The sequence below is a fragment of the Shigella dysenteriae genome (genome assembly GCF_022354085.1).
GTDB classification, from domain to species: Bacteria; Pseudomonadota; Gammaproteobacteria; order Enterobacterales; family Enterobacteriaceae; genus Escherichia; species Escherichia coli.
In genome coordinates, this window is record NZ_CP055055.1 from 4,191,372 (window position 1) to 4,206,737 (window position 15,366).

17 protein-coding genes are annotated in these 15,366 nt (G+C 50.9%); 11 read left to right on the forward strand and 6 right to left on the reverse strand.

Features of this window, described 5'->3' with window-relative positions; all coding sequences use genetic code 11:
• Positions 1 to 306: 306 nt before the first annotated feature.
• The 4 genes from HUZ68_RS19975 to HUZ68_RS19990 all read left to right on the forward strand — a co-directional run bounded on the left by HUZ68_RS19975 (position 307) and on the right by HUZ68_RS19990 (position 5,313).
• Positions 307 to 891 (forward strand): fimbrial protein, encoded by a 585-nt coding sequence (locus HUZ68_RS19975; protein ID WP_001045435.1) that lies wholly within the window; start codon positions 307 to 309, stop codon positions 889 to 891.
• 79 nt (positions 892 to 970) lie between these two features.
• Positions 971 to 1,666 carry a fimbrial biogenesis chaperone gene (locus tag HUZ68_RS19980; RefSeq protein ID WP_000044769.1) on the forward strand — a complete coding sequence of 232 codons (696 nt, stop codon included), beginning with the start codon at positions 971 to 973 and terminating at the stop codon, positions 1,664 to 1,666.
• 28 nt (positions 1,667 to 1,694) lie between these two features.
• Positions 1,695 to 4,211, forward strand: a complete 2,517-nt coding sequence (locus HUZ68_RS19985) for a fimbria/pilus outer membrane usher protein (RefSeq protein ID WP_024257849.1) — start codon at positions 1,695 to 1,697, stop codon at positions 4,209 to 4,211.
• A gap of 10 nt (positions 4,212 to 4,221) precedes the next feature.
• The gene (locus HUZ68_RS19990; RefSeq protein WP_033814990.1) at positions 4,222 to 5,313 is read left to right on the forward strand and encodes a fimbrial protein; all 1,092 of its coding nucleotides are present in this window, start codon (positions 4,222 to 4,224) and stop codon (positions 5,311 to 5,313) included.
• A gap of 42 nt (positions 5,314 to 5,355) precedes the next feature.
• Here HUZ68_RS19990 and rsmI read toward each other — a convergent pair whose 3' ends face one another.
• On the reverse strand, positions 5,356 to 6,216 hold the full coding sequence (rsmI, locus tag HUZ68_RS19995) for a 16S rRNA (cytidine(1402)-2'-O)-methyltransferase (protein ID WP_000809262.1): 861 nt from the start codon (positions 6,214 to 6,216) through the stop codon (positions 5,356 to 5,358).
• Positions 6,217 to 6,280: 64 nt separating this feature from the next.
• Between rsmI and lpoA the strand changes: the two genes are divergently transcribed.
• The 4 genes from lpoA to dolP are packed head-to-tail and all read left to right on the forward strand — an operon-like array spanning position 6,281 to position 9,865.
• Positions 6,281 to 8,317 (forward strand): penicillin-binding protein activator LpoA, encoded by a 2,037-nt coding sequence (lpoA, locus tag HUZ68_RS20000; protein WP_033814989.1) that lies wholly within the window; start codon positions 6,281 to 6,283, stop codon positions 8,315 to 8,317.
• Positions 8,275 to 8,670 carry a YraN family protein gene (locus HUZ68_RS20005; protein ID WP_000246855.1) on the forward strand — a complete coding sequence of 132 codons (396 nt, stop codon included), beginning with the start codon at positions 8,275 to 8,277 and terminating at the stop codon, positions 8,668 to 8,670. Before lpoA ends, HUZ68_RS20005 begins: the two co-directional genes overlap by 43 nt.
• A 19-nt stretch (positions 8,671 to 8,689) precedes the next feature.
• The gene (gene diaA, locus HUZ68_RS20010) at positions 8,690 to 9,280 is read left to right on the forward strand and encodes a DnaA initiator-associating protein DiaA (RefSeq protein WP_001158034.1); all 591 of its coding nucleotides are present in this window, start codon (positions 8,690 to 8,692) and stop codon (positions 9,278 to 9,280) included.
• Positions 9,281 to 9,289: 9 nt separating this feature from the next.
• Entirely contained in the window at positions 9,290 to 9,865 is a 576-nt protein-coding gene (gene dolP, locus HUZ68_RS20015; protein WP_033814988.1) for a division/outer membrane stress-associated lipid-binding lipoprotein, read from the forward strand.
• 113 nt (positions 9,866 to 9,978) lie between these two features.
• Here the strand turns inward: dolP and HUZ68_RS20020 are convergent, their stop codons facing one another.
• Both HUZ68_RS20020 and HUZ68_RS20025 read right to left on the reverse strand, forming a co-directional pair.
• Positions 9,979 to 11,019, reverse strand: a complete 1,041-nt coding sequence (locus HUZ68_RS20020; protein ID WP_000147622.1) for a permease — start codon at positions 11,017 to 11,019, stop codon at positions 9,979 to 9,981.
• A 72-nt stretch (positions 11,020 to 11,091) separates the two neighbouring features.
• Complete coding sequence (locus tag HUZ68_RS20025) at positions 11,092 to 11,727, reverse strand: NAD(P)H-binding protein (protein WP_000084526.1); 636 nt, start codon at positions 11,725 to 11,727, stop codon at positions 11,092 to 11,094.
• 127 nt (positions 11,728 to 11,854) lie between these two features.
• Between HUZ68_RS20025 and yhbO the strand changes: the two genes are divergently transcribed.
• Positions 11,855 to 12,373, forward strand: a complete 519-nt coding sequence (gene yhbO / locus HUZ68_RS20030; protein WP_033814987.1) for a protein/nucleic acid deglycase — start codon at positions 11,855 to 11,857, stop codon at positions 12,371 to 12,373.
• Here yhbO and HUZ68_RS20035 read toward each other — a convergent pair.
• A complete protein-coding gene (locus tag HUZ68_RS20035) occupies positions 12,353 to 12,796 on the reverse strand; it encodes a YhbP family protein (protein WP_000449041.1) in 444 nt (147 codons plus the stop codon). The genes yhbO and HUZ68_RS20035 overlap by 21 nt on opposite strands.
• 50 nt (positions 12,797 to 12,846) lie before the next feature.
• Here HUZ68_RS20035 and yhbQ point away from each other — a divergent pair, with 50 nt between their 5' ends.
• On the forward strand, positions 12,847 to 13,149 hold the full coding sequence (gene yhbQ, locus HUZ68_RS20040; protein ID WP_033814986.1) for a DNA damage response exodeoxyribonuclease YhbQ: 303 nt from the start codon (positions 12,847 to 12,849) through the stop codon (positions 13,147 to 13,149).
• On the opposite strand, the gene HUZ68_RS20045 is transcribed toward yhbQ, so the two are convergent.
• Positions 13,136 to 13,639, reverse strand: coding sequence for a GNAT family N-acetyltransferase (locus HUZ68_RS20045; RefSeq protein ID WP_000908554.1), 504 nt, complete (start codon positions 13,637 to 13,639; stop codon positions 13,136 to 13,138). The two genes, yhbQ and HUZ68_RS20045, sit on opposite strands and share 14 nt — an antisense overlap.
• A complete protein-coding gene (gene ubiT, locus HUZ68_RS20050; protein ID WP_001295552.1) occupies positions 13,633 to 14,157 on the reverse strand; it encodes a ubiquinone anaerobic biosynthesis accessory factor UbiT in 525 nt (174 codons plus the stop codon). Before ubiT ends, HUZ68_RS20045 begins: the two co-directional genes overlap by 7 nt.
• A 208-nt stretch (positions 14,158 to 14,365) precedes the next feature.
• Between ubiT and ubiU the strand changes: the two genes are divergently transcribed.
• Positions 14,366 to 15,361: a ubiquinone anaerobic biosynthesis protein UbiU gene (ubiU, locus tag HUZ68_RS20055; RefSeq protein WP_001613907.1), complete on the forward strand. Its 996-nt coding sequence runs from the start codon at positions 14,366 to 14,368 to the stop codon at positions 15,359 to 15,361.
• Positions 15,362 to 15,366: the final 5 nt, after the last annotated feature.

A 15,366-nucleotide genomic window follows, 5' to 3' on the forward strand; every position in this document is an offset into this window, starting at 1 on the left:
ATAGCAAAAGGAGTTATGTTCAACAATTTAATTTTAGATATACATATAACTTGTTCTATTAATAAACCATCTCGTATTCTGACTCGCCCCCTGGCGCAGCAAAGTCATGCACTTATACTCTTTTGAATACATAGAAAATTGATATCAATATAATGAAAATATCAAATATTTGCATATAAATATAATCTTAAAGTTTAGTCTATTTAATGTTCAATGAAATATTTCTACCTGTATAATCTTTAAAGATGTTGAACATATATTCACATTAAATATGATTATGTACTTGTTACAAGGATAAGGTTATAAATGAATAAAGTTACAAAAACAGCTATTGCGGGCTTACTTGCGCTTTTCGCAGGTAATGCCGCTGCAACCGATGGTGAAATAGTTTTTGATGGCGAGATTTTAAAATCCGCTTGTGAAATCAATGACTCTGATAAGAAAATTGAAGTTGCTCTTGGTCACTATAATGCCGAACAGTTTCGTTCTGTAGGCGATCGTAGCCCAAAAATTCCATTCACTATTCCTTTAGTTAACTGCCCAGTGACTGGGTGGGAGCACGATAACGGCAACGTTGAAGCGTCTTTCCGTTTATGGCTGGAAACGCGGGATAATGGTACCGTCCCTAACTTCCCTAACTTGGCAAAAGTGGGCTCTTTTGCTGGCACAGCAGCAACAGGTGTGGGTATCCGTATTGACGATGCGGAAAGCGGAAATCTTATGCCACTAAATGCTATGGGCAATGATAACACGGTTTATCAGATCCCTGCGGACTCCGCTGGAGTTGTTAATGTTGACCTCATCGCTTACTACGTATCAACCGTTGAAGCATCAGAAATCACCCCAGGGGAAGCAGACGCTGTCGTTAACGTAACGCTGGATTACCGTTAATACGTTACGGCGTTATCTGACCTTTCAGATAACGCCCTTTTCCTTCCTCTTTCTCGTTGTATCAGGTTGAAAAATAACTATGTCAAAACGAACATTCGCGGTGATAATAACCTTGTTGTGTAGCTTCTGTATCGGCCAGGCGCTTGCAGGGGGTATCGTTTTACAGCGAACGCGAGTGATCTATGATGCCAGCCGCAAAGAGGCTGCGTTACCTGTCGCAAACAAAGGCGCAGAAACGCCTTATTTACTGCAATCATGGGTAGATAATATAGATGGTACAAGCCGTGCCCCATTTATTATAACCCCACCGCTATTTCGTCTTGAAGCTGGCGATGATTCATCACTGCGAATTATTAAAACAGCTGATAACCTGCCTGAAAATAAAGAGTCGCTGTTCTACATTAATGTTCGTGCCATTCCAGCAAAGAAAAAATCAGATGATGTTAATGCTAACGAGTTGACGCTGGTATTTAAAACACGGATCAAAATGTTTTATCGCCCCGCACACCTGAAGGGACGGGTAAGCGATGCGTGGAAATCACTGGAATTTAAACGTAGTGATCATTCACTCAATATATATAACCCAACTGAATATTACGTCGTATTTGCCGGACTGGCAGTCGATAAAGCCGATCTCACAAGCAAAATTGAATATATCGCGCCCGGAGAACATAAACAGTTACCACTTCCAGCATCTGGCGGAAAGAACGTGAAATGGGCTGCGATCAATGATTATGGCGGCAGTTCCGGGACAGAAACTCGTCCACTGCAATAACAAATATAAAAACACAGGTCATCAGGGAATGCCACAACGACACCACCAGGGACATAAACGCACACCGAAACAGTTGGCGCTCATTATCAAACGCTGTTTGCCGATGGTGCTCACTGGCAGCGGCATGCTTTGCACTACCGCTAACGCCGAAGAGTATTATTTCGACCCCATTATGCTGGAAACCACAAAAAGTGGTATGCAAACAACCGATCTGTCACGTTTTTCAAAAAAATACGCACAACTACCAGGAACTTATCAGGTTGATATCTGGCTGAATAAAAAGAAGGTTTCACAGAAAAAAATTACATTTACCGCCAATGCAGAGCAACTTCTGCAGCCACAGTTTACGGTAGAACAACTACGTGAGCTGGGTATTAAGGTGGATGAAATCCCGGCGCTGGCTGAAAAAGATGACGATAGCGTGATCAACTCGCTTGAACAAATCATTCCCGGTACAGCTGCTGAATTTGATTTCAATCATCAGCGACTTAATTTGAGCATTCCCCAAATTGCACTGTACCGTGATGCAAGAGGTTACGTCTCCCCTTCTCGTTGGGACGATGGTATACCAACGCTGTTTACCAACTACTCGTTTACAGGTTCTGATAACCGTTACCGCCAGGGCAATCGTAGCCAACGACAGTACCTAAATATGCAAAATGGTGCCAATTTTGGCCCCTGGCGATTACGTAACTATTCTACGTGGACACGCAACGATCAGGCGTCAAGCTGGAACACTATCAGTAGTTATTTACAACGTGATATCAAGGCGTTGAAGTCTCAGTTGCTTCTGGGAGAAAGCGCCACCAGCGGCAGTATTTTTTCCAGCTACACCTTTACTGGCGTGCAACTCGCTTCCGACGATAATATGTTGCCAAACAGCCAGCGCGGATTTGCCCCAACGGTACGCGGTATCGCAAACAGTAGTGCAATCGTGACTATCAGGCAAAATGGTTATGTGATCTATCAAAGCAACGTGCCAGCGGGTGCCTTTGAAATTAACGATCTCTACCCCTCTTCCAACAGCGGCGATTTAGAAGTCACGATTGAAGAAAGTGACGGTACACAACGTCGCTTTATCCAGCCTTATTCTTCATTACCCATGATGCAGCGACCTGGGCATCTAAAGTATAGCGCGACCGCTGGACGCTATCGCGCTGATGCAAACAGTGATAGCAAGGAACCCGAATTTGCTGAAGCCACGGCAATATATGGTTTGAATAATACTTTTACGCTGTATGGCGGCCTGCTCGGTTCTGAAGATTATTATGCGCTGGGGATCGGTATCGGCGGCACACTTGGCGCACTGGGCGCGTTGTCGATGGATATCAACAGAGCTGACACCCAATTCGATAACCAGCACTCTTTTCATGGCTATCAATGGCGTACGCAGTACATCAAAGATATCCCGGAAACCAACACCAATATCGCTGTCAGCTACTATCGCTATACCAACGATGGCTATTTTAGTTTTGATGAAGCCAATACCCGCAATTGGGACTATAACAGTCGCCAAAAAAGTGAAATTCAATTCAACATCAGCCAGACAATATTTGATGGGGTAAGTCTGTATGCCTCCGGTTCGCAGCAAGACTATTGGGGCAATAACGAGAAAAACAGGAATATCTCTGTTGGGGTTTCCGGCCAGCAATGGGGAATTGGTTACAGCCTGAATTATCAATACAGCCGCTACACTGATCAAAATAATGACCGCGCACTCTCTTTGAATCTCAGTATTCCGTTAGAACGCTGGTTACCGCGTAGCCGGGTTTCCTATCAGATGACCAGCCAGAAAGATCGCCCAACCCAACATGAAATGCGTCTTGATGGCTCACTGCTGGATGATGGTCGCCTGAGCTATAGCCTGGAACAAAGTCTGGATGACGATAACAACCATAACAGTAGCCTGAACGCCAGTTACCGTTCACCTTATGGAACCTTCAGTGCCGGATACAGTTACGGTAATGACAGCAGCCAATACAATTACGGCGTTACCGGCGGCGTGGTTATCCATCCTCATGGCGTGACGCTCTCGCAATATCTGGGCAACGCTTTTGCGCTTATCGATGCTAACGGGGCATCTGGCGTGAGGATACAAAACTATCCGGGGATTGCTACCGATCCCTTTGGCTATGCAGTGGTTCCTTATCTCACAACTTATCAGGAAAACCGTCTCTCGGTAGATACTACGCAGCTGCCCGATAACGTCGATCTTGAACAAACAACACAGTTTGTGGTGCCCAATAGAGGTGCAATGGTAGCGGCGCGTTTCAACGCCAATATCGGTTATCGCGTACTTGTTACAGTCAGCGATCGCAACGGTAAACCGTTGCCCTTTGGCGCTCTTGCCAGCAACGATGAGACGGGGCAACAAAGTATCGTCGATGAGGGCGGCATACTATATCTCTCTGGGATATCGAGTAAATCACAAAGCTGGACTGTACGCTGGGGAAATCAGGCTGATCAACAATGTCAGTTTGCTTTTAGTACACCGGATTCAGAACCAACAACCTCTGTATTACAAGGCACGGCGCAGTGCCATTAAGGATAAAAAAATGAAAAGAGCGCCTCTTATGACAGGACTTTTGTTGATATCCACATCCTGCGCTTATGCCTCCTCAGGAGGGTGTGGAGCCGACAGCACTAGCGGTGCGACAAATTACAGCAGTGTGGTTGATGATGTTACGGTGAACCAGACAGATAACGTGACAGGACGGGAGTTTACCTCTGCAACGCTAAGTAGCACTAACTGGCAATACGCCTGTTCCTGCTCTGCGGGTAAGGCAGTTAAACTTGTCTATATGGTCAGCCCCGTACTTACCACCACTGGACATCAGACAGGATATTACAAACTCAATGACAGCCTGGATATTAAAACCACATTACAGGCAAACGACATTCCAGGACTCACAACCGACCAGGTTGTCTCTGTTAACACCCGATTCACACAGATAAAAAGCAGCACCGTATATTCTGCTGCAACCCAAACGGGTGTTTGCCAGGGTGACACGTCTCGTTATGGACCCGTTAATATTGGTGCGAACACCACCTTTACCCTGTATGTCACCAAGCCATTTCTCGGCTCGATGACCATTCCGAAAACGGATATTGCCGTCATTAAAGGCGCGTGGGTCGATGGAATGGGAAGCCCGTCTACAGGTGACTTCCATGATTTAGTTAAGTTATCGATACAGGGAAATCTCACCGCCCCACAGTCGTGCAAAATTAATCAGGGCGATGTTATTAAGGTTAATTTTGGATTCATCAATGGTCAGAAGTTTACCACCCGCAATGCCATGCCAGACGGTTTTACTCCAGTAGACTTTGATATCACTTATGACTGTGGTGATACTTCAAAGATTAAAAACTCGTTGCAAATGCGCATCGACGGTACAACTGGGGTAGTAGACCAGTACAACCTGGTCGCCAGGCGAAGAAGTTCAGACAATGTGCCCGATGTCGGTATTCGTATTGAAAATCTCGGCGGCGGAGTTGCAAATATTCCTTTTCAGAACGGTATCCTTCCCGTTGATCCTTCCGGGCATGGCACCGTCAATATGCGCGCCTGGCCAGTTAATCTGGTCGGTGGTGAGCTGGAAACAGGAAAATTTCAGGGCACAGCCACCATTACCGTCATCGTGCGGTAAAAGAAGACGTTGCGTTTTGATTAACGCAACGCTTCGGCACTCTTACCCCTGCTGCTCCAGCGCATACTTATATAGCGCATTTTTCTTCACGCCGTGAATTTCTGCTGCCAGCGCCGCCGCTTTTTTCAGCGGCAGTTCTGCCTGCAACAGCGCCAGCGTGCGCAGGGCATCGGCGGGTAAGTCTTCTTCCTGTGCTTTATGACCTTCGACAATCAGCACCATTTCGCCTTTGCGACGGTTTTCATCTTCTTTTACCCACGCCAGCAGTTCGCCAACGGGCGCGCCGTGAATGGTTTCCCAGGTTTTGGTCAGCTCACGTGCCAGAACCACGTAGCGGGATTCGCCTAATACCGCAACGATATCTTCCAGGCTATCTAACAGACGGTGGGTAGATTCATAAAAAATCAGCGTGCGCGGCTCCGCTTCAATGGCTTTTAGCGCATCACGGCGGCCTTTTGATTTGGCAGGTAAAAAGCCTTCGTAACAGAAACGGTCAGAGGGTAAACCCGCGGCGCTTAACGCAGTGATAGCAGCACACGGTCCGGGTAGCGGCACCACACGAATCCCCGCTTCACGGCAGGTACGCACCAGATGGTAGCCAGGATCGTTAATTAGCGGCGTTCCGGCATCGGAAACCAGTGCAATGTTTTGCCCCTCTTGCAGCTTCGCCAGCAGCGTTTCGGCTTTTTGTTGTTCGTTATGGTCGTGCAGCGCAAACAACCGGGCATTAATCCCAAAATGTTGCAGCAATAAACCGGTGTGACGAGTATCCTCGGCGGCAATCAGATCAACGGCCTGTAATACCTCTAACGCACGCTGGGTGATATCCGCCAGATTGCCGATTGGCGTCGGTACAATGTAAAGCTGGCCCTGAGAATTATCCGCCGATTGGTGTTGTTTCATTGTGTCGTCCGTATTGCCGATTTAATATTGAGCATTGCGTAAAAAAAATATCACTGGATACATTATGGTACCCTCAACATTTTCTCGTTTGAAAGCCGCGCGTTGTCTGCCTGTTGTTCTGGCAGCCCTGATTTTCGCCGGTTGTGGCACCCATACTCCCGATCAGTCCACTGCTTATATGCAGGGCACGGCGCAGGCTGATTCTGCCTTTTATCTTCAGCAGATGCAGCAAAGCTCTGATGATACCAGGATCAACTGGCAATTACTCGCCATTCGTGCACTGGTGAAAGAAGGTAAAACCGGGCAGGCGGTTGAGTTGTTTAACCAACTACCGCAAGAACTGAATGATTCTCAGCGTCTCGAGAAAACACTGCTGGCGGTAGAGATTAAACTGGCGCAGAAAGATTTTGCTGGCGCGCAAAACTTGCTGGCGAAAATTACACCCGCCGATTTAGAACAAAACCAGCAAGTCCGTTACTGGCAGGCAAAAATCGATGCCAGCCAGGGGCGTCCTTCCATTGATTTACTGCGCGCGTTAATTGCTCAGGAACCGCTGCTTGGCGCGAAAGAAAAACAGCAGAATATTGATGCCACCTGGCAGGCGCTCTCCTCCATGACTCAGGAACAGGCGAATACGCTGGTGATCAACGCCGACGAAAATATTCTGCAAGGCTGGCTGGATCTGCAGCGCGTCTGGTTTGATAACCGTAACGATCCCGACATGATGAAAGCCGGGATCGCCGACTGGGAGAAACGTTATCCGAACAACCCGGGCGCGAAAATGCTGCCAACGCAGTTGGTTAACGTAAAAGCGTTTAAACCAGCCTCGACCAACAAAATCGCCCTGCTGTTGCCACTGAATGGCCAGGCAGCGGTATTTGGTCGCACTATTCAGCAAGGCTTTGAAGCGGCGAAAAATATCGGCACTCAGCCAGTGGCAGCTCAGGTAGCTGCCGCACCTGCCGCAGACGTAGCAGAACAACCTCAACCTCAAACCGTGGATGGCGTTGCCAGCCCGGCACAAGCCTCGGTTAGCGATCTGACCGGTGAACAGCCTGCAGCCCAGCCGGTGCCTGTAAGCGCCCCGGCGACAAGCACCGCAGCGGTAAGCGCACCCGCAAATCCATCCGCTGAGCTGAAAATCTACGATACCTCATCACAACCACTTAGCCAGATCTTAAGCCAGGTTCAGCAGGATGGCGCGAGTATTGTGGTCGGTCCGTTGCTGAAAAATAACGTTGAAGAGTTGCTGAAGAGCAACACTCCGCTGAACGTACTGGCACTGAACCAGCCGGAGAATATCGAAAATCGCGTCAATATTTGTTACTTCGCGCTTTCACCGGAAGACGAAGCGCGCGATGCAGCGCGTCATATTCGTGACCAGGGTAAACAAGCGCCGCTGGTGCTGATCCCACGCAGTTCATTGGGCGATCGCGTAGCCAATGCGTTTGCGCAAGAGTGGCAGAAACTGGGCGGCGGCACCGTTCTGCAACAAAAATTTGGTTCCACCAGCGAATTACGCGCGGGTGTTAACGGCGGTTCTGGTATCGCTTTAACGGGTACCCCGATTACTCCCAGAGCGACAACCGACTCCGGCATGACGACCAACAATCCAACGCTGCAAACCACGCCAACCGATGACCAGTTCACCAATAATGGCGGTCGTGTCGATGCGGTGTACATTGTGGCAACGCCGGGTGAAATCGCTTTTATCAAACCGATGATCGCCATGCGTAACGGTAGCCAGAGCGGTGCAACGCTGTACGCCAGCTCCCGCAGTGCGCAAGGGACCGCTGGCCCGGATTTCCGACTGGAGATGGAAGGCTTGCAGTACAGCGAAATCCCGATGCTGGCAGGCGGTAATCTACCGTTAATGCAGCAGGCACTCAGCGCGGTGAATAACGATTATTCACTGGCTCGCATGTATGCGATGGGCGTCGATGCCTGGTCGCTGGCAAATCATTTCTCACAAATGCGCCAGGTTCAGGGTTTTGAAATCAACGGTAATACCGGAAGCCTGACGGCTAACCCGGATTGCGTGATTAACAGGAAGTTATCATGGCTACAGTACCAACAAGGTCAGGTAGTCCCCGCCAGTTAACCACCAAACAGACCGGCGATGCGTGGGAAGTACAAGCGCGTCGCTGGCTGGAAGGCAAAGGACTGCGATTTGTCGCCGCTAACGTGAACGAGCGTGGCGGCGAGATCGATCTGATAATGCGTGAAGGCCGGACCACCGTTTTTGTCGAGGTGCGTTACCGCCGTTCTGCGCTTTATGGCGGCGCGGCAGCCAGTGTGACCCGCAGCAAACAACACAAATTATTACAGACTGCCCGCTTGTGGCTCGCGCGTCATAATGGGAGTTTTGATACTGTGGATTGCCGGTTCGATGTGGTAGCCTTCACCGGGAATGAGGTTGAGTGGATTAAGGATGCCTTTAATGACCACTCATAATTAAGGTTTAAGGATTAGCGTGCAAGAAAGAATTAAAGCTTGCTTCACTGAAAGCATTCAAACTCAAATTGCGGCGGCAGAGGCGCTTCCGGATGCCATCTCCCGTGCGGCCATGACGCTGGTTCAGTCTCTGCTCAATGGCAACAAAATCCTCTGTTGTGGTAATGGAACTTCCGCTGCCAATGCACAGCATTTTGCTGCCAGCATGATCAACCGTTTCGAAACGGAGCGGCCCAGCTTACCTGCCATTGCACTAAATACTGATAATGTTGTCTTAACGGCGATTGCCAACGATCGCTTACATGATGAAGTGTATGCAAAACAGGTGCGGGCGCTGGGTCATGCGGGAGATGTATTGTTAGCCATTTCCACCCGTGGCAACAGCCGCGATATTGTAAAAGCGGTAGAAGCTGCCGTTACGCGTGATATGACCATTGTGGCATTGACCGGCTATGACGGCGGTGAACTTGCAGGTTTGTTAGGGCCACAGGATGTGGAGATCCGCATCCCTTCGCATCGCAGTGCTCGCATTCAGGAAATGCATATGCTGACGGTAAATTGCCTGTGCGATCTGATCGATAACACGCTTTTCCCTCACCAGGATGATTAAGGAGAATACATGAAGGCATTATCGCCAATCGCAGTCCTTATTTCCGCGCTGCTGTTGCAAGGTTGTGTTGCCGCTGCCGTAGTGGGTACTGCTGCTGTGGGTACCAAAGCCGCAACTGACCCACGCAGTGTCGGCACCCAGGTGGACGATGGTACCCTGGAAGTGCGCGTGAACAGCGCATTGTCGAAAGACGAACAGATTAAGAAAGAAGCGCACATTAATGTAACGGCCTATCAGGGCAAAGTGCTGCTGGTTGGGCAGTCACCAAACGCTGAACTTTCGGCTCGCGCCAAACAAATTGCTATGGGCGTAGACGGTGCCAACGAAGTGTATAACGAGATTCGTCAGGGCCAGCCGATTGGTCTGGGCGAAGCGTCTAACGATACGTGGATCACCACCAAAGTGCGTTCGCAGCTCTTAACCAGCGACCTGGTGAAATCGTCCAACGTGAAAGTGACCACCGAAAACGGTGAAGTGTTCCTGATGGGGCTGGTGACTGAACGTGAAGCGAAAGCGGCGGCAGATATTGCCAGCCGGGTGAGCGGCGTGAAGCGGGTAACTACGGCGTTTACGTTTATTAAATAGCAGCCCCTTGTAATGCCTGATGCGACGCTTGCCGCGTCTTATCAGGCCTACAACGATGCAAACCGTAGGTCGGATAAGGCGTTTACGCCGCATCCGACATGTTTTCCCTCAAATCAGAATAACAGCGCCAGCCCGCCGACAATCACGCCTGACACTGCCACCATCGCCCCCGTCAGCCATAAGGCTTTCGCCGGGAACGCTTTGCGCAGCATAATCAGTGACGGCAAACTCACCGCCGGGAGCGTCATCAACAATGCCAGCGCCGGAGCAGTTCCCATACCTGCCAGCATCATCGTTTGTACAATCGGAATTTCTGCTGCCGTGGGAATGACAAACAAGCATCCTGCCACCGCCATCGCCACCACCCACATCAGGCTGTTATCGACAGCACCATCGGCATGGGGGAATAACCAGACGCGAGCGGCACCCAACACCAGTACTGCAAGGATGTAAACCGGGATCGTACTCCAGAAAAGCGTCCATAGCGCCCTGCCCCAGCGGCTAAAAAAACCGCCCTGTGCTTCCGGTATGTCAATTTCGACCGGTGCCTGCGTTTGCGGTGTTTCACGCACCCATTTTTGCACCAGCGTCGCAATCAGCAACACCATCACCAGCCCGGCCACCAGACGAATCGCCGCAAAACCCCAGCCGAGGACAAACCCCATAAACACCAGCGTCGCCGGGTTTAACACCGGATTGCCCATCCAGAATGCCAGCGCACCGCCCATCGACACCTGTTGGCGACGCATTCCCGCCGCGACCGGAGCCGCACAGCAGGTACACATCATGCCCGGCAGCGAAAACAGCGTTCCCAGCAGCGTGCCGCGAAAGCGCGATTGCCCAAGCGTACGCAACAACCAGTCACGCGGGATCAGCACCTGAATCAACGAACCGAGGATCACCCCCAGCACTGCCGCTTTCCATACCGCGAGGAAATAGATCATCGCGTAATCCAACGCCGCCTGCCACGGATTAGCATCCGCCTGCGCAAGGATAGATTTACCGATACTGTGGGTTTCGGCAGCAGTAAACGCTTTGCCGTAGTAAGGTTGCCATTTCACATACCAGAGACCGGCAATGACAACGAGAAAGAAAAGCGCGGGTTTCCACCACTGAATGGGCGTTGCCGCCTGAGATGAAGACTGACCAGTCATAGCATTCCCCAGGAATAAGTTATGATAATTGAGCGCGTGAATATTACGCTCACTATCAATCCTTGGGAATAATTATTCAGCTCTTTTGCGTAATTCTGAAGAGCTTAAAATCGTCACGCCTTCATGCTCAGGCCGCATCGCCTCTGCCAGCATGACCCGCGCCACGTCTCTCGCATCAATGGATTTCCAGTTACCGGGTAACAAACGGAACAGCGGCGCAAAAAGCGTTTCGTTCATCCGCTGTTTGCTACGATCGCCCAGTAACATCGACGGGCGAGCAATGGTCAATTTCGGCCAGTTCTGGGCGATTAATGCTTCTTCCATCTCCCCTTTGACGCGGTTATAGAAAAACGGCGAGTGGGCATTGGCACCCATAGCACTGACCACCAGCATATGCTGCGCGCCCAGTCGCCGCCCGGTTAATGCGGTATCCACTACCAGCGTGTAATCGGCATGAATAAACGCCTCTTTGCTCCCCGCTTCTCGCCGCGTGGTGCCGAGACAACAAAACACAATGTCGATGGGATCGGTGACCTGCGCCAGCGCGTCAGTCAGTTGCGGATCATGGGGATTAAACACTCCTGGCATATCTCCCAACGGACGTCGCGTCGGCGCGGCTATGGCGTTAACTTTCGGTTCGTTAATCAACATCCGCAGCAGGTGACCGCCCACCAGCCCCGTTGCGCCTGTAATCAGTACCTGACTCATCTTCGCTCCTTTACAGAATTGTCTACCTTGCGCTCCACGGCTCATGCACCAGGCTTAATAGACCATGAGGTAATTATCCCCGATTGTGGGAAATTCGCCTCATCCAATGCAACAACGCGGAGGAAGCATGAGTAAGAAAATTGCCGTTTTAATCACTGATGAATTTGAAGATTCAGAATTTACTTCACCCGCAGACGAGTTCCGTAAAGCCGGACACGAAGTGATTACCATTGAAAAACAAGCGGGTAAAACGGTGAAAGGCAAAAAAGGAGAAGCCAGCGTGACCATCGATAAATCCATCGATGAAGTGACGCCAGCGGAGTTTGATGCCCTGTTGCTACCGGGCGGTTATTCACCGGATTATCTGCGTGGCGACAACCGTTTTGTCATCTTTACCCGTGATTTTGTGAATAGCGGCAAACCTGTTTTCGCCATCTGTCACGGTCCGCAGCTGCTGATCAGCGCCGATGTGATTCGGGGGCGCAAACTGACCGCAGTTAAACCGATCATTATTGATGTTAAAAATGCGGGCGCGGAATTTTACGATCAGGAAGTCGTGGTCGATAAAGATCAGCTGGTTACCAGCCGGACGCCGGACGATCTGCCAGCGTTTAACCGCGAGGCGTTACGCCTGCTCGGTGCCTGAGCCGCGTAGCCAAATCATTTTTTTACCAAAGCCCAGCGTGTTGTCGGTGAATTTGATTTCATCGAGCCGGATTTCCCACACCGGGGCCGACAGCATTCTGGCAACCGGAAAGCGACGATTGTACGCCTTGCGCGCGAGGTCGCTTTCCTCACCTTCCAGCCTGCGGATCTCACCTTTAAACTGCACGCCGCGAATTAACGCTACCGTTTTCGGCTGACCGTTTACCGTTCCGGCAACCGCAGCCTGCGGCCCACTCATCTGCGCGTGGCGCGTTTTTTCTTCCGTCAAAATGTAGAAGGCGACTTTCTGCGCATCAAACAGATAAAAAGCATTAGCGCACCAGAGTTCCCCTTCCTGCTGCACACACCAGGTGACAACATGTTGTTTTGCCAACCAACGGCTGATGGTGATGAGTGTTTCCATTGCTGTTCTCTTTTATACTGTGGGCCTGACCTTAACATGCGACGCAGACGATGACACCCTGGTTTCTTTACTTGATCCGTACCGCCGACAATAAGCTTTATACCGGGATCACCACGGATGTCGAACGCCGCTATCAGCAGCACCAAAGCGGCAAAGGGGCGAAAGCACTGCGCGGGAAAGGTGAACTGACGCTGGCATTTTCCGCGCCAGTGGGCGATCGTTCGCTGGCGTTACGGGCGGAATATCGCGTTAAGCAACTGACCAAACGGCAAAAAGAGCATCTGGTAGCGGAAGGCGCAGGGTTTGCAGAGCTGTTAAGCAGTCTGCAAACCCCGGAGATTAAAAGCGATTGAAATGCTCGTGATACTCAACCAGACCGGTTACGCCATTCAGCGCGTCATCCGCTAAACGATGTACCTGGAAGGCGCTTTCAGTGCCCGGCCAGCGGCAACGCAGATCGTGATGCGCCGCCAGTTCAAAGCCGAAACGACTGTACAGCGCCGGATCGCCCAGCGTCACCACTGCGGCATAGCCGAACTCATTAAGCGAATCGAGTCCTTCATAGACCAGTTGGCGTGCCAGCCCCTGTCCACGGTATTTTTCATCTACCGCCAGCGGTGCCATGCCGACCCATTGCAGGTCTTCGCCCTGCACATCAACCGGGCTAAATGCCACATAGCCAATGACCTGACCTTCGTCATCTGTCGCCACCAGCCCCAGCGTCAGAAAGCCATCTTCACGCAGATCGTGAACCAGCTTCGCTTCCGCATCACTTTCGAATGAACGACGCAGCAGGGCATCAATACCCGGCGCATCAATGGGAATTTCTACTCGAATTAGCATGGTTCACCTACCGATGTCTGTTTGGTTTCAGGCGCGGTTTTCATTCCCGCCTCAACAAAATCCGCCAGTTGCAGCAGCATCATGCGTAAGGCTTTCGGCATTTGCTCCAGTTCAATGGCGTCCATCAGGTTTTTCACATACAGCCCCAGCTCCGTATCGCCTTCAATCACCAGCCGACGCTGGAAGAAGAGCGTATCCGGATCCTGTTTACGCGCCGCAATCATCAGCAGATCGCTGGCGTCGGCACTAAAACTCACATCAGCTTGCGCGTTCTGGCTGACCACCAGTTTGCCATTCACCACCGAGGTAAACCATTGCAGGTCAATATCACGCACATGAATACTTAACCAGCGGCCTTCAAGAAACTCCAGCTCGCCATCATCCAGCGCCTGACGGAATTGCCAGCTTAAGACCTGCTCAAGAACCTGGCGTTTTAGCGCAAATGGCGTCAGTTTTACCGGTACACTCAACAGAGATGGCCCCAAATGCACAATACGGGAACGCAGTTTATCCAACACGAGTTTTACTCCCTGTTTCAACAATCATCCTATTTTGCCATATCAGAAAAATAACATAGCGGTATAAATCAACAATTCCATATGAAATTGCTGCTACCACCAATACAACTTTAACTGCCTTAAATCAAAAATTGTCGCAGCAAGGTTAACTAAAATCCCAGTTCGTTAACATTTTTGCGTTTTGATAGCGCAACCTTCAGGAAAAATTATGGAGCTGCTCTGCCCTGCCGGAAATCTCCCGGCGCTTAAGGCGGCCATCGAAAACGGCGCAGATGCTGTTTATATCGGGCTAAAAGATGATACCAATGCCCGTCACTTCGCCGGCCTTAACTTTACCGAGAAAAAATTGCAGGAAGCGGTGAGTTTTGTCCATCAACATCGCCGCAAACTTCACATCGCGATTAACACTTTTGCGCATCCGGACGGTTACGCCCGTTGGCAGCGTGCCGTGGATATGGCGGCGCAGCTGGGTGCCGACGCGCTGATCCTCGCCGACCTCGCCATGCTAGAGTACGCCGCCGAGCGTTACCCGCATATTGAGCGTCATGTGTCAGTGCAGGCTTCGGCGACCAATGAAGAGGCGATTAACTTTTATCATCGCCATTTTGACGTTGCTCGCGTGGTGCTGCCGCGCGTGTTGTCGATTCATCAGGTGAAACAACTGGCACGGGTCACACCTGTACCACTGGAAGTCTTTGCTTTTGGCAGCCTGTGCATTATGTCGGAAGGCCGTTGCTATCTGTCGTCGTATCTGACGGGTGAGTCGCCCAACACCGTAGGCGCGTGTTCTCCGGCCCGTTTCGTGCGCTGGCAACAAACGCCGCAGGGGCTGGAATCCCGCCTGAACGAAGTGCTGATCGACCGTTATCAGGACGGCGAAAACGCAGGTTATCCGACGTTGTGTAAAGGGCGTTATCTGGTGGACGGCGAGCGCTATCACGCGCTGGAAGAACCAACCAGTCTCAATACCCTGGAACTGCTGCCGGAGTTAATGGCGTCGAATATCGCTTCGGTGAAAATTGAAGGCCGCCAGCGTAGCCCGGCGTATGTCAGCCAGGTGGCGAAAGTCTGGCGTCAGGCTATCGACCGTTGTAAGGCCGATCCGCAAAACTTCGTACCGCAAAGCGCGTGGATGGAGACGCTCGGGTCGATGTCCGAAGGCACGCAAACCACCCTTGGCGCGTATCACCGTAAATGGCAATGAGAAGA